The organism is Piscinibacterium candidicorallinum (assembly GCF_047549485.1).
GTDB classification, from domain to species: Bacteria; Pseudomonadota; Gammaproteobacteria; order Burkholderiales; family Burkholderiaceae_C; genus Piscinibacterium; species Piscinibacterium candidicorallinum.
In genome coordinates this window covers 252,959-267,449 of record NZ_CP180191.1, presented here as the reverse complement: position 1 = coordinate 267,449, position 14,491 = coordinate 252,959, and the positions used below count along the sequence as shown (strand labels likewise).

The window sequence follows — 14,491 nt, the reverse complement described above, 5'->3', positions numbered from 1 at the left end:
AAGGACACCGCATCATGAAGACCTCATTCATCCTCGCCGCCGGCCTGCTCGCCGCCCTCAACGCCCAGGCCCACATCGTGCTCGAGCAGCGCACGGCCGAGGCCGGCAGCTACTACAAGGCCACCTTCATGCTCACGCATGGCTGCGATGGCTCGCCCACCCGAGAGGTCAAGGTCACGCTGCCCGAGGGCTTTCAGCGCGCCCGCCCGCAACCCAAGCCAGGCTGGACGCTCGAAACCCAGAGCGAAAAGCTGGCCAAACCCTACGAGACCCACGGCAAGACCATCACCGAAGACGTGCGCGTGGTCACCTGGCGCGGCGGTCCCTTGCTCGACGCCCACTACGACGAACTGATCATCATGGGCCGCCTGCCGGCCACGCCGGGCAAGATCTACTTCAAGGTCGAGCAGGTCTGCGAAAAGGGCCGGCACGACTGGGTGGCGATTCCCGAGCCGGGCAAGACCATCCGCGACTACAAGGAGCCGGCGGCCGAGCTGACACTGACGCCGCGGGCGGAACCCGCTGCAGCGCCGGCGACGGTGCACAAGCACGAGTAGGTGCAGTCTCAATGGCCGAATAGAAATTATTTTTATTCGGCCAAATGCGACTTTCCGCTTTATTGGCGGACTTCTTGAGGCTTATTGGCGATGCGATTTTTCTGGCCGAAATTGTGACTACGGCACCTTGACCGGATCCACGTGCGTCATCACATTGAGCACCGGCAGCGCGTCCATCACAGCCTTGCGCGCCGCCAGCGCGATGTCGTGGCCAGTGCGCACGTTCAGCGTGTCGGCCACCTCGATGTGCACATCCACCAGAATCATGTCGCCCACCCGGCGCGTGCGCAGGTCGTGCAGACCATGCACGCCCGGCGTGGCGCGGATGATGGCGTCAATGCGGCGGTTGTCCTCCTCGCTGGCGGAGCGGTCCATGAGGTCATGCAGCGCGTCCCAGGTGAAGCGCCAGCCCATGCGCAGGATCATCAGACCGACAATCAGCGCCGCGATCGGGTCCAGGACCGGATAGCCGAGCAGGCTGCCGCCGATGCCCGCCAGCACCACGAGGCTCGAGGCGGCATCCGACCGCGCATGCCAGGCATTAGCCACCAGCAGCGACGAGCGCACCCGCTTTGCCACGGCCAGCATGTAGCGAAACAGCCCCTCCTTGGCCAGCAGGGCGATGCCGGCCACCCACAGCGCCAGCGGCTGAACGGTGGCGATCGTGTGCGGCGCCGCCAGCTTGTTCACGCCGGCCCAGAGCATGCCCGCCGCCACGCCCAGCAGCAGCGCGCCGATGACCAGCGAAGCTGCGTTCTCGTAGCGGTGGTGGCCATAGTGGTGGTCCTCGTCAGCCGCCTTGCCGCTGTGCCGGTTGGCAATCAGGACCACAAAGTCCGACAGCAGATCGGACAGCGAGTGCAGCGCATCGGCCACCAGCGCCTGCGAATGGGCCACCAACCCGGCGGCCAGCTGCCCGGCCGACAGCAGCAGATTCACGCCCACGCTCACCCAGGTGCTGCGCTGCGCGGCGGCCTGCCTCGCGCTGGGGTCGATTTCCGGATCGTCGTCGGGCAGGGCGGGCAGGGGCATGGGCGTCGGTTCAGCGGTCCACGTCGCCCACAGCGGCGGCGCGCTTGCGTCCGTCAATCATTGCACGCACCAGATTCTCGCCGTGCTGCCAGCTCGACAGGATGACGCCAGCCACATGCAGCCCGGCCAGGATCAGCAGCCCGCTGGCGGCAGCCTCGTGCACCTCCTCAAGCCACTCCTCGCCGAAGAAGCGGTCCAAGGTCATGAGCCAGCCGGTGCCGGCCGTGACCGCCAGTGCCAGCAGCAGGGTCATGATCATCCATGCGCCCAGCGGGTTGTGGCCCACGTAGCGCCGTGCTCGCCCCTGCAGCACCTGCGTGCCGTATTGCAGGGTAGTACGCGGTCCGCGCAGAAACTGCGTGAACCGCGCATAGCGCGAGCCGATCAGACCCCAGATCAGGCGCAGGCCCACAGCGGCCGCAATGACATAGCCGATCGGCTCGTGCAGCGGCCGCCCGGCCTCGCTCGTGATCCACGCGGCCGCCACGCCGGCCACCAGCGCCCAGTGAATGACTCGAACCAGCGGGTCCCAGACCCGGTGCTGGCGATTTGCGTCTGCGGATGCTGTGTCCATGAGGATGCTCCTGAATTGGGGATGGACCGGCCGATCAGCCTCTGGGCTTGACCACATCGAGCGTCTTGGGGTGGTAGTACTGCTCGATGTGCTTGCCCTTGGCATCGGTGCCGTAGACCTCGTAGCAGCCGTCCTCGACCTTGATGCGCTTGACCTTGATGCCCTCGGCGCCGAGCTTCTTCTCCAGGGCCTCCTTGGGTTGCCATTGGTCCTTGGGGCCGGCCTGACATTTGTCAGAGGCCGATGCGGCAAAGCTCGCACACAATGCAAGGGCCATAGCAGACAGGGTGACGATGCGCTTCATGATGGATGTCCTTTCGTGAGGGGTGTTGAAGGCAGATGCAGTGTGGGCGCCGCGACTGAACCGAAGCTGAATCGCGAACGGATTGCGTGGCGTTGTTCATCCTCTGTTCAGACTCCACGGACGCGAGGCGCAAGAATCCAACCATGCAGATTCTTCTCATCGAAGACGACATCGACCTGGGCCAGGCCGTGGCCGAGCACCTGGAGGACGCCGGCCATGGCGTGCACTGGGTCAAGCGCCTCGCGCATGCAAGCGACTGGCTGGCCGCACATGTGCCGGACCTGCTGCTGCTCGACCTTGGCCTGCCCGATGGCGACGGACTGGCGGCGCTCACGCGCTGGCGCCAGGCCGGGATGCATCTACCGGCGCTGGTGCTCACGGCGCGCGTGCAGGTAGCAGACCGCATTGCCGGATTGCGCTCGGGTGCGGATGACTATCTCGTCAAACCCTTCGACCTCGACGAGCTGCTGGCCCGCATCGACGCCGTGATGCGGCGTACCACGGCTTCTGCCCCCGCTGCCGATGGTCTGCGCCTGGATGCGGCGCGGCGCTGCGCCCTGCGCGGCAGCGAGACCATCGAGCTCACTGCCATGGAGTGGGCCGTACTCGAGCGCATGGCCCGACACCCGGGGCACGTGTTCAGCCGCACGGATCTCGAAGACGGCCTGATCGATGCGGGCCTGTCGGATTCGCACAGCAACTCGCTCGAGGTGATCATCAGCCGCCTGCGCAAGAAGCTCGGCGCACAGGCCATCCACACGCAGCGCGGACTGGGCTACCGCTATGCGCCGGACGACGAAGCGCCGACGTGACGAGCGGCAGCATCGAGCGGGCCATCCGCTGGCGCCTGCTGGGTGCACTGGCTGCGCTCTGGCTGTCGGCCAGCGCGCTGGCAGCCCTTGCGCTCTGGCATGAGACTGGCGAAGTGCTGGACAGCGCCCTGACCGAGACGGCGCAGCGCCTGCTGGTGTTGCCGATGCAGCACAACAGCGAAGAAGACGACGTGCTGGTTGCGGAGGTCGGCGAGCATGAGGAGTACGTGATCTATCAGCTTTTCGATGCCCGTGGCCGCTTGCGTCTGCGCTCGCATCAGGCGCCAGACACCCCACTGGCCGCAGGGCTCGCTGATGGCATGCACGAAGCGGGCGGGCGCCGCCTGGCCGTGGTGACGCGTGACGATGGCCGCCGCCGGGCGGTGGTAGCCGAGCCCGTCAGCCACCGCTATGCCACGCTGCGCAGCAGCGTGCTTGCGCTGGTGCTGCCCCTGCTGGTGCTGCTGCCGATTGCAGCGACGCTGCTCAGTCTCGGCTTGCGCCGCGGGCTTGCGCCGCTGCGTGCGCTGGGTGCGGAGCTTGATGCGCGCGAGCCCCATCAGCTGACGCCGCTCACCCTCATCGACGCCGGCAGCGAGCTTGAGCCGGTCCGCCGATCGATCAATGCACTGTTCGATCGCGTCGGCCGCCTGCTTCAGGCGGAGCAGGCCTTCGCTGCCCAGGCTGCCCATGAACTGCGTACACCACTAGCCGCGGCACGCGCCCAGGCGCAGCGTCTGGGCGCCCTGCTGCAGCCGGGCAGCGCCGAACGTGACAAGCTTGCGCGCCTGCAGAGCCAGCTTGATCGCCTGGAACGTCTGGCGCTGCGCCTGCTCGACACTGCCCGCGTCCGCGGAGCGGGCAGCCTGCGCCGCGAACCGGTCGATCTTGTTGAGCTGGCACGCCTCGCCGCCGACGAACTCGGCACACAGGCCGAGCCGGTGCATCTGGATCTGCATGCAGCGCACGCGCCCATCGAGGGCGATCCCGACATGATCCTGATCGCGCTGCGCAACCTCATCGACAACGCACGGCGCCATGGCCGTCCACCCGTCAGTCTGCACGTCACCGATCGCTCCATCGGCGTTCGCGACCATGGCGAGGGCATCCGCCCCGACGACCTCCAGCGCCTGATGCAGCCCTTCGTGCGCGATGGCGCGCCCGATGCCGGGCACGGACTGGGGTTGAGCCTTGTGGCGGAAATCGCCCGCGCGCATGGCGCAGAACTCGACGCAACCCGACTGGGCAGTGAGCGCGAGGTCCGGCTCGTCTGGCCGCCCGCCTGAAGGCCGCTGAATACCGTGCTGCCCGGCATCCGGTGCGTCGGGGTCGATCAACTACACCCACGCATGTAGTTCAGGCGCGGCGCACACCCCCGGGCAATCGAGAGTTGGGTTGAGCGTCGGATCCCACCTACCATCGGCGCCGGCTGATGTCGCTCGATACCCAGCCCCCTGCTCTTCCATTCAACTGTTCATCCATGCGCCCATCGTCTCTGCCTGCTTTCCTTCACTTGATCCTTGTGCTGTTGCTCGTCTGGGGCACGGCACAGGCACAGCCTGCGCCTGCACCGGCGGCGGCACAGCCTCCCAGCCTGCAAGCCCTGTTCCGCGAGCCGGCGCTGAAGTCCGCGACCCTGTCACCGACGGGTGCCCATGTGGCGCTCGTCCTCGGTGAAAGCGCAGAGAGCGATCGACTCGTGGTGATCGATCTGGCGAGCATGAAGCCCACGCTCTCCCTGCTGTCCGAAGGCTCGTACCTGAGCTACGTGAACTGGGTCAATGAGCGGCGCATTGTCTACATCATGAATCCGCCGATCACCGCGGCTTCGGACATGCAGCTCAGTGGCAAGGTTGCTGCCATCGACTTTGACGGCAGCAACCGGCGCGACAACTTCCAGCGCGCGTATGTTCAGGCGCTACTGGCCCGCCCCGGCCCGCGCCCCAACGAGATCTTCGGCACGGTAGATGTGTCCACCGGCCGGGGTGACACGGACTACACCGATCTCTTCGCCGTCGACACGGTCACCGGACACCGGCGCGACATCGACACACCACGCCGCAGCACCGACTGGGTGTTCGACAGCACGGGCGACATCCTCGCCGCCACGCGGCGCGACGGGACCGATACCGTCGTGATGGTGCGTACGCCTGGCGGCGCCTGGCGCGATGTGCACCGCAACGGCCTGCTCAACGAGAACGCGATCTACCCGCGCCACATCACGCCGACGGGCGAGCTGATCGTCGTGAGCAATGTGGGCCGTGAACACTTCGGCTTGTTCACCTTCGATATCGCCAGCGGCAAGTTGGCCGACAAGCCCATCCTGTCCAGCGACCGCTTTGACGTGGGCGCAAGCTTTGTGGAGTCCCGTGGCGAGCTGGTGGGTGTCCACTATGTGGCCGAACGCCCCACCACGCTGTGGCTCAAGCCGGAGCTGCAGCAGCTGCAGGCGCGTGTAGATGCAGCGCTGCCGGGCCTCATCAATCGCCTGCATGTACCGCGTACGCCTACTACGGACTTCATGCTCGTGAGCAGCAGCTCCAGCACGCAGCCCGATCAGTGGTTCGTGCTGGATGCCAAGACCGGCAAGATCACCGCACGACTGGGCAATGCCCTGCCCGAGGTGAGCGCCCGCGCGCTGGCGCCCACGCGCCTGATGCAGTTCAAGGCGCGCGACGGCATGAACATCCCCGTCTGGCTGACCCTGCCGCGCGAGCTGCCCGCAGGCGGCCCACCGCCACTGGTGGTGCTGGTGCACGGCGGCCCCTGGGTGCGCGGCAGCACAGGAGACTGGGATAGCGAGGTGCAATTCCTCGCATCGCGCGGTTACGCCGTGCTGCAGCCCGAGTTCCGCGGCAGTGCAGGCTTTGGCCGCAAGCACTTCGCGGCAGGCGTGAAGCAATGGGGCCTGGCCATGCAGGCCGATCTTCAGGACGCTGCGCGCTGGGCCGCTGAGCAGGGTCATGCGGACGGCAAGCGCGTTTGCATCGCCGGCGCGAGCTACGGCGGCTACGCCGCACTGATGGGTGTGGCCACGCAGGGCGACACCTTCCGCTGCGCGGTGAGCTGGGTCGGCCCCACGGATTTGCCCTACATGTTCGTCAAGGGTGTGGGCGATACCTCCGAGGTGGCCCGCCGCTTCGGCCTGCCGCGCCTGCTGGGCGACCCGAAGGCCGATGCCGAGCAGCTGCGCCGGACCTCGCCCGTGAACCTCGCCGGCCAGATCAAGCGGCCGGTGCTGCTGGCCTACGGCAAGCACGACTGGCGCGTGCCGCTGGAGCATGGCGAACGCATGCGCGACGCGCTGGAGCGCGCCGGCAACCCGGCCCAGTGGATCATGTACATGGACGAAGGCCACGGCTGGAGCAAGGCCGCCAACCGCATCGACTTCTGGACCAAGGTCGAGCGATTCCTGGATGTGAACCTGAAGAACGCACGCTGAGCCAGAGCAAGGCAGCGTCGGCCGTGGCGTAAGACAATCACGCCATGACTGTTGCGCAGTTTCTTCAGCCCGCGGGGCTGCCGGAGGGCAGCCTGATCGGCCTGGCCACCGCACTAGGCATCGGCCTGCTCATTGGCCTGGAGCGCGAGCGGCGCAAGGATCGCGCGCGTGCAGAGGGCGGCGGCCACGGCTTTGCGGGCATTCGCTCCTTTGCGATGGCTGCGCTGGCCGGTGCGGTGGCGCAGTTGCTGGGGGTGGCGCTGGCTGTGGTGGGTGCGCTGCTAGTGGGCGCGCTGGTGGTCGCGGCCTACGTGCGCTCCACGGACACCGATCCTGGCGTGACCACCGAGATCGCGCTTTTCGCGACCTACCTGCTGGGCCTGCTGGCGGTGCCGCATCCGGCCCTGGCAGCGGGTCTGGGCGTGGCCGTCGCACTGCTGCTGGCCTCGCGCGAGATGCTGCACCGCTTCACCACGCGCACACTGGCCGCGCACGAGGTGCGGGATGGATTGCTGCTCGCGGCGGCGGTGCTGATCGTGCTGCCACTCACGCCGGATGCGCCGATCGCGGCGCTCGGCGGCATCAATCCGCGTTCGCTATGGCGGCTTGCGGTGCTGCTGATGCTGCTGCAGGCCGCGGGCTATGTGGCGCTGCGTCTGATGGGTGCGCAGCGCGGGCTGGCACTGGCCGGGCTGGCCTCGGGCTTCGTGTCGTCCACGGCCACGGTGGCGTCCATGGGCCGCAAGGCGCGCGATGCGGCGCAGGCCGGCAGCGCGGCAGCCGAACCACTGGAACGCGCGGCGCTGGCCGGAGCGCTCGCCTCCTGCGTGGCCACGCCGCTGCAGCTGCTGGCACTGACGCTGGCTGTGGCTCCGGCGCTGTTCTCAAGCTATCTACCAGTGGCGGCGGCGGGCGCCGTGGCCGCCGCGCTGCTGGCTGCCTGGGCGGTGCGTGGGGCGGCCACGTCGGCAGCCGGCGCGATGGACGGGACGCAGGCTGTGGAGCCAGAGGTGTTCAACGCGCGCCACGCGGTGCTGTTTGCGCTGCTGCTGGCCGGGATCACGGTGCTGGTGGGTCTGGCCAGCCGCCATCTGGGCAGCACCGGTACGGCACTGGCCAGTCTGCTGGCCGGCTTTGCGGACTTTCATGCCGCCGCGGGCGGCGTGATGTCCCTGCAGCAAAGCGGGGCGATCCCGGCGCATCAGGCGCATGTGGCGGTGTGGCTCGCCTTCACGGCCAATGCGCTGGCCAAGGTGGGCGTCGCCTGGGTCGCCGGGTCACGGCGCTACGGGCAGGCCATGACGATAGCCATGGGCGCGACGCTCGTCGTGGTCTGGGTGGCGGTAATTCTGACCTGATAATCCGGCCGAAATTGATATTTTCTAAAGGATAAATATCCGGTTTTCCGCTTTTCCGGTGGTCATCTTCATCACTTTGTGGCTCGATACAGATATGGCCGATTTGGTAATCAGCGGTTGGGCAGCTTGAAGCCCACGCGCAGCACGCGCCCCTCGCGCATCTCGCGCACAGTGAGGGTGATGCCGCCGAGCCTGAGCACATCGCCTTCCACGGCACGCGGCACGCGGCTGCGGATCACGGCGTCCAGCGAGGCGCGCTCTTTCAGGGCGCTGTCCGGCAGCGCGTCGGGCAGGGGCAGGCCGTAGAGCTCGAGCACGTCCACGAGCGCCACGTCGCCATCGAGCACGAAGTCGCCAAACACTGGTTGTGCCGCGGGGGCGGCCACCGGGGCGCGCTTCGGTGAGGGCGCCGCTGGGTCGAAGCAGTGGGCGGCCGCTTCCAGCGCGTCGTTGGCCACGAGCAGCACGATCGCGTCGCCGACCGCGAGCGCGCCAGCTTCCTGCGCGTCGATCCAGCGCAGCGCGCTGCCGCCCGTGCTGAGGTGCTCCACACGCCGCACGGCGAGGGCCTGCACGCCGCGCGGCCAGTCGTAGTCCTGGGCCGTCGTGCCCACCGGCGGCATGCCTTCGGCCAGGCGGAACTCCATCATGTGGCTGGCGCGCCCCCAGCGCGCCTGGCGCGTGGGCTCGGGCAGCGGCGGCAGGCCCACCGCCGTCACGCGCGCCGCCAGCCGTACGCTGGCGCCCTGGATCAGCAGCGAGGCCAGCACCAGCACGAAGGCAATGTTGAACAAGGTGCGCGCCTCCGGCACGCCGGCCATCAGCGGGAAGATCGCCAGCACGATGGGTACCGCGCCACGCAGGCCCATCCAGCTCATGAAGCCCACTTCGCGCAGTGGAAAGCGGAAGGGCAGCAGGGTCAGCCACACACCCAGCGGCCGGGCCACGAGCATCAGCACACCGGCCAGCGCGGCCGCCGGCAGCAGCAGGGGCCAGACCTCGCGCGGGGTGACCAGCAGGCCGAGCATCAGGAACATGCCGCTCTGGGCCAGCCAGGCCAGACCGTCGAGCGCGCGCATGGCGTCCTCGCTCATGCCGCCCTTCCAGTTGCCCACCACCAGACCGGCCAGATACACCGCCAGGAAACCGGAACCGCCCCAGAGGTTGGTCAGTGCAAACAGGCTCACCCCACCCGCCGTGGCCAGGATGGCCTGCAGGCCTTCGAAGTTGCCGCCGAGCTTGCGCATGCGCGCCAGCAGCCCGGCCAGCGCAAAACCCAGCACCAGCCCCATCAAGGTGCCCAGACCGAACTGCTTGGTCAGCGCCCCGGCGAGCGCCCAGCCCGTCAATTCGGCCGGGCGCATGACCCATTCAATCAACATCAGCGTGAGGAACACCGCCATCGGGTCATTCACGCCGCTTTCGATCTCCAGGGTGCTGGCCACGCGATCGTTCAGCCGGACCCCGCTGCCCTTGAGCAGGGAGAACACCGCAGCAGCATCCGTGGAGGCGACGATGGCGCCGAGCAGCAGGGCAACCGGCCAGCCAAAGCCAAACAGCAGCTTGGCCGCCGCGGCCACGATGCCCGCTGTGAGCGCGACCCCCAGAGTGGCCAGCGCCAGCGAGGGTGCCAGCGCCACGCGGAAGGTGCGGTACTGGGTCCGCAGCCCGCCATCGAACAGGATGACGCCCAGCGCCAGGTTGCCCACCAGCAGGGCGACACTGAAGTCATTGAAGGCAATCCCGCCCGGGCCATCCTCGCCGGCCAGCATGCCCACCACCAGAAAGACCAGCAGGAAGGGCACGCCAAAGCGCGAAGACAGACCGCCCAGCACGATGCCGGCGGCCAGCAGCAGCGCGCCAATCAGCAGAATGAGGTTCGGATCCAGGGTGCCCATGGCACGAATACTCGCACGAAGTGCGCCAGATGCATTCGGGTGCATTTGCGGCTTGGGGTTTCACCGGAGCCCCGCCGGAAGAACGCCTCAACTTGCTTTTTCGGACGATCGTGCTAAATTGAAGCCATGGAAGCACGTACCGAAAAGTCCGAGCTCACGCGCGCCGCCATCGTGGATGCCGCGCTGGAGCTGGCCGCGGACAACGGCCTGGATGCGCTGTCGATCAATGACGTGGCCCAGAAACTGGGCATGTCCAAGAGCGGCGTGTTCTCGCGCGTGGGCTCGCGCGAGGCCTTGCAGCTGGCCGTGCTCCAGGAATATGCAGACCGCGTGACGCGTGAGGTCTTCGTGCCGGGCATGCGGGAGCCGCGCGGCCTGCCCCGTCTCGATGCCTTCCTGCGCAACTGGCAGGCCTTCATCCAGCGCTCCGCCCAGGGCTGCGGCTGCCTGTTCGTGTCCGGCGCCTTCGAGTTCGACGACCGGCCCGACAGCCCGCTCAAGGAAGCCATCCGCGAGGGCACGCTGCGCCTGCGCGCTGCCCTGCGCCGCACCATCATTCAGGCGGCCGACGAAGGCCAGCTGCAGGCCGGCACCGACCCCGAGCAGCTGGTCTTCGAGATCCACAGCCTGATGATCGGCGTGATGCATGACCTGCGTTTCCTGCGCGAGCAGCGTGCCGCAAGCCGCATCGCGACCGCCTACCACCGGCTGATCGACAGCTACCGCGCCGCGGGCACGGCGCAGACCGCGGGCCAGAGACACTGAGCCGCGCCCCGCGGACCCTCGTTCCGGAGACACTATTTCCATCTAGCAGCGCCAGACTGCCTCCCTTCTCCTCGTCAACCTCAATTCGCACAAACGTGCGAAAAAGGAGTTCAAGCCATGTATGCCTTTGTTGCCAGCCTCTTCGCCCTTGTGGGCGGCCGCATCCTGATCAACGCTGCGAGCACCATCGTGCAAGTACCAAGCAGCAACGACGACCTCGCCTGGTGGTAAGCGCATGAGCAGCACGCAAGATCTGCCGCTGGCGCTGCGCCTGTCGGTGCAGGGCATCCGCAGCGTGGGCCATCTGGACCGCGAGCTTGCCGCCCGCTGGGCCATGCAGCTGTTCTGCACGCCCATGCCGCCCAAGTGGGCGGTGAACACCCGCCTGGCCCGAGCGCCCTGGCCAAGCGCCATGCAGCGCGGTGATCTGGCCTTTCAGGGCCGGCGCCTGCGCACCTACCGCCTGCCCGCGGCCGACAGCGCAGCGCCTCGCGTGCTGCTCACCCATGGCTGGGCCGGCGCCGCGCGGCAGTTCGTGAAGATGGCCGGTGCGCTGCATCAGGCCGGCTTCGAGGTGCATGCGCTGGACCACGTAGCGCATGGCCGCTCGACCGGGTTGTCCACGCATCTGCCGCAATTCATGCAGGCGCTGGACTACATGGGCCAGGTGCACGGCCCCTTCGATCTCGTGATCGGCCACTCGATGGGCGCCGGTGCGGCCGCGATGGCGCTGACCCGTGGCTTGCAGGCGCGCGGCTTCGTTTCGATTGCCTCACCCACCAGCCTGCAGACCGTGCTGCGCGAATTCGCGCGCGGCGTGCATCTGCCTGAAGCACTGTTGGCGCCCATGCAGGCCGCGCTGGAAGCCCGCGCAGGCATGCGCCTGGCCAGCCTGGAGGCCGCACACAACGCGCAGCGCCTGAACCTGCCCACGCTGCTGGTCCACGATCTCGAAGATCGCGTGGTACGGCCGGAGAATCTGGAGCGGCTCAAGGCGCTGATCCCGCATGCCGAGCTGCTGACGACGCGCGGGCATGGCCACAACCGCATTCTGGCGGCTGACGAAGTGATTGATGCCGTGCGCGGGTTCGCCGGGCAGCTGGGGCTCGTGCCCGCGCGCGCTGGCGCCTGAGCAGTGCTCAGCCTCGGCGCGCGCGCTTCAGTGCCGCGTGGATCTGCTGCATGCTGAAGGGCTTGGCGAGGTAGTCGTCCATGCCCGCGGCGATGCAACTCTCGCGGTCCGACACCATGGCATTGGCTGTCAGGCCGATGATCCACAGCTGCCGACCGCCCTGCTGGGCCTCGCGCGCGCGAATCAGGCTCGTAGCGGTAAGGCCATCCATCACCGGCATCTGCCAGTCCATCAGCACGACGTCGAAGTCCTGCTCGGCGCTGATCTCAACGGCTTCGCGGCCGTTGCCGGCCACCACGACCTGGTGGCCGCTTTCGTTGAGCATGGCGCTGGCCACCATCTGGTTCACGGCGTTGTCTTCCACCAGCAGCACGCGCAGCCCGTCCGGTGAGGGGGACTGGGTATCAGCGAAGGGGCTCTCCGGCGCCGGGGCACGCGCCACATGCACCGCCGCCAGGGGCAGCTCGAAACTGAATTCGCAACCCTCGCCCGGCTGGCTCTTGAGTTGCATGTCGCCACCCATGCGCTGCACCAGCTCGCGCGCGATCGACAAGCCCAGGCCCGTGCCGCCATAGCGTCGCGTGGCGCTGGCATCGGCCTGCCGGAAGGGCTCGAAGATCTCGCGCTGTGCGGCCGGTGCAATGCCCGGCCCGGTGTCCCGCACCGCAAAGCGCACCCTGCCCGGCCCGGCACCGGGCGTCACGCGCAGCTGCACGCTGCCACGCTCGGTGAACTTGATGGCGTTGCCCAGCAGGTTGCCCAGCACCTGGCTGATGCGCACCGAATCGCCCAGCACGACCGCGGGCAGCGTGACATCGACGAGGGTGCCGAGATCGATGTCCTTTTCATGCGCCGAAGCCGCGAACAGCTCGCCGACTTCGGAGATCGTGCGTGCAAGCTCGAAGGGCTCCAGATCGAGCACGATCTTGTCGGCCTCGATCTTGGAGAAGTCCAGAATGTCGTTGAGCACCTTGAGCAGCACGCGCCCGGAGCCGGCCAGCACCTGCACCAGATCGCGCTGTTGCGGCGCGAGTTCGCTCTTGAGCAGCAGGTCCGCCACGCCCAGCACGCCATTGAGCGGCGTGCGAATTTCGTGACTCATGTTGGCCAGGAAGCGCGAGCGGGCTTCGAGTGCGGCCTCGGCGGTCTGCTTGGCGCGGGTCAGCTCGGCCGTACGCTCGGCCACACGCTGCTCCAGCGAGCTGCGCGCCTCCTCCAATGCAACATTCAGTTCTTCCAGCCGGGCGCGGTCGCTTTCTGCCTGGGCCTGACGCGCCTGCGCGACCTCCTGGGCGAGGCGCGACTGTTCGAGCTGATGGTCCATCTCCAGCAGCGCGCGCTGCGAGCGCAGGCTGCGGCTGACGAGTTGGTCGCGCATCTGGTAGGCATCGCGCTGCGCGAACAGCGCCGTGCGGTAGTCCTGCAGCGCCTCCGATGCGCCGCCGACCACGCCATACATCTGCATCAGGTCGTATGGAAGATCGAACTCCTGCTGGCTGCGCAGCAGATCGATGCGGCGCTGACACAGCTCGCGCGCCTCCTCGAAGCGGCCACGCGCCATCAGCAGGCGGCCCTTCACCCAGGTCCAGAGCGCTGCGTTCGGCCCGGCGGCCGAATCACTGACCACGCCCTTGCTCAGCCAGGACTCGGCCTCGTCCAGCTGCCCCACCGCCAGATAGGTCATTGCAATCTCGGTGTTCAGTTCGGGCAGTCGCTTCGGATCGACCTTGGACGCGTCGAACATGTAGGTCTGAAGGACCTCCATGGCCTTGCCGTGCTCGCCCTTCTGGTAGTAGGCGCTGAGCAGATTGGCCACCGAGGTGCCGATGGCCAGGCGCGAACCGACACGGTTGGCAAGATCCAGGCCGCGCACCATGAAGGGCAGTGCCTCCTCGGTGTTGTAGAGGTCAAAGAGCACGCTGCCGAGGTTGCCCACCGCCACGGACTCCAGCGACAGGTCCTGGTGCTGCTCGGCCAGCTCCACGCCGCCGTAGTACGCGCGCAGTGCGACCTCGAAGCGGCCCAGAAGGCGCGAATTGATGGAATGCGAGACGTGGGTGCAGAAGGGGTCGGGCCAGCCGCGCTCCGAATGCGGGATGCGCATGAGTCGGTCGCTGACAGCCCATGCCTCCTCGAAGTTGCCTGCGCGGCGCAGGCGAATGCTGTCCGCTTCTTCACACATCCACAGCCCGCGCTGGTCACCCAGGGTGTTGAAGCGCGCGCGAACATCCTCAAGCTTGGGCAGGGCAAGCGCACGGTCACCGTAGCGAATGTGGCCGAAGGCATCGTGGAACAAGCCCCAGGCCTCGCGCGATGCGTCGTTCTGCGCCGCTGCCAACTCCGCGGCGCGCGCGCCCAGCCGTGCAGCGCCCAGCGGCTCCAGATAGATCCAGAGCCAGGCCTGATCGATCAGCGCTTGCGGGTCTGTAAGCGTCTGCAGCGCCTGCTGCAGGTCGAGCCTCTCCATGCTGCTACCCCAGTGCGCGGCCAGGGTGTGGCCCCTGTGCGGCATAGGCCGAGTGTATGGGTCATGCGCCGACACGCACAGCCTGAGAAGCACCGCATTGCCGCGGTTTCACCGGGTTTTCTTCTTGTTTGTGCGCGGCGCCGGCCTCGA

At 67.8% G+C, this 14,491-nt stretch carries 12 protein-coding genes; 7 read left to right on the top strand and 5 right to left on the bottom strand.

Going from position 1 to position 14,491, the window contains the following annotated elements; all coding sequences use genetic code 11:
- Nucleotides 1-14 precede the first annotated feature (14 nt).
- Nucleotides 15-557, top strand: coding sequence for a YcnI family protein (locus ACMDW7_RS01260; RefSeq protein WP_377303774.1), 543 nt, complete (start codon nt 15-17; stop codon nt 555-557).
- 117 nt (nt 558-674) lie between these two features.
- On the opposite strand, the gene ACMDW7_RS01255 is transcribed toward ACMDW7_RS01260, so the two are convergent.
- The 3 genes from ACMDW7_RS01255 to ACMDW7_RS01245 are packed head-to-tail and all read right to left on the bottom strand — an operon-like array spanning nt 675 to nt 2,467.
- On the bottom strand, nt 675-1,589 hold the full coding sequence (locus ACMDW7_RS01255) for a cation diffusion facilitator family transporter (RefSeq protein WP_377303776.1): 915 nt from the start codon (nt 1,587-1,589) through the stop codon (nt 675-677).
- Nucleotides 1,590-1,599: 10 nt separating this feature from the next.
- Complete coding sequence (locus tag ACMDW7_RS01250; RefSeq protein WP_377303778.1) at nt 1,600-2,163, bottom strand: cytochrome b/b6 domain-containing protein; 564 nt, start codon at nt 2,161-2,163, stop codon at nt 1,600-1,602.
- Between the two features lie 34 nt (nt 2,164-2,197).
- Nucleotides 2,198-2,467 (bottom strand): PepSY domain-containing protein, encoded by a 270-nt coding sequence (locus ACMDW7_RS01245; RefSeq protein WP_377303780.1) that lies wholly within the window; start codon nt 2,465-2,467, stop codon nt 2,198-2,200.
- Nucleotides 2,468-2,610: 143 nt separating this feature from the next.
- Between ACMDW7_RS01245 and ACMDW7_RS01240 the strand changes: the two genes are divergently transcribed.
- From ACMDW7_RS01240 to ACMDW7_RS01225, 4 genes are all read left to right on the top strand, one after another.
- Entirely contained in the window at nt 2,611-3,279 is a 669-nt protein-coding gene (locus ACMDW7_RS01240; RefSeq protein ID WP_377303782.1) for a response regulator transcription factor, read from the top strand.
- Nucleotides 3,276-4,565, top strand: coding sequence for a sensor histidine kinase (locus ACMDW7_RS01235; protein WP_377303784.1), 1,290 nt, complete (start codon nt 3,276-3,278; stop codon nt 4,563-4,565). Before ACMDW7_RS01240 ends, ACMDW7_RS01235 begins: the two co-directional genes overlap by 4 nt.
- A gap of 194 nt (nt 4,566-4,759) precedes the next feature.
- Nucleotides 4,760-6,721, top strand: a complete 1,962-nt coding sequence (locus ACMDW7_RS01230; protein ID WP_377303786.1) for an alpha/beta hydrolase family protein — start codon at nt 4,760-4,762, stop codon at nt 6,719-6,721.
- Nucleotides 6,722-6,765: 44 nt separating this feature from the next.
- Nucleotides 6,766-8,079, top strand: coding sequence for an MgtC/SapB family protein (locus tag ACMDW7_RS01225; protein WP_377303787.1), 1,314 nt, complete (start codon nt 6,766-6,768; stop codon nt 8,077-8,079).
- Nucleotides 8,080-8,189: 110 nt separating this feature from the next.
- On the opposite strand, the gene ACMDW7_RS01220 is transcribed toward ACMDW7_RS01225, so the two are convergent.
- A complete protein-coding gene (locus ACMDW7_RS01220) occupies nt 8,190-9,977 on the bottom strand; it encodes a potassium/proton antiporter (protein ID WP_414859588.1) in 1,788 nt (595 codons plus the stop codon).
- Between the two features lie 126 nt (nt 9,978-10,103).
- On the opposite strand from ACMDW7_RS01220, the gene ACMDW7_RS01215 reads away from it, so the two are divergent.
- Both ACMDW7_RS01215 and ACMDW7_RS01210 read left to right on the top strand, forming a co-directional pair.
- Nucleotides 10,104-10,742: a TetR/AcrR family transcriptional regulator gene (locus tag ACMDW7_RS01215; protein ID WP_377303790.1), complete on the top strand. Its 639-nt coding sequence runs from the start codon at nt 10,104-10,106 to the stop codon at nt 10,740-10,742.
- A gap of 235 nt (nt 10,743-10,977) precedes the next feature.
- Nucleotides 10,978-11,874 (top strand): alpha/beta hydrolase, encoded by an 897-nt coding sequence (locus ACMDW7_RS01210; protein ID WP_377303792.1) that lies wholly within the window; start codon nt 10,978-10,980, stop codon nt 11,872-11,874.
- Nucleotides 11,875-11,881: 7 nt separating this feature from the next.
- Here the strand turns inward: ACMDW7_RS01210 and ACMDW7_RS01205 are convergent, their stop codons facing one another.
- Nucleotides 11,882-14,386 (bottom strand): ATP-binding protein, encoded by a 2,505-nt coding sequence (locus tag ACMDW7_RS01205; RefSeq protein ID WP_377303794.1) that lies wholly within the window; start codon nt 14,384-14,386, stop codon nt 11,882-11,884.
- Between the last annotated feature and the right edge of the window lie 105 nt (nt 14,387-14,491).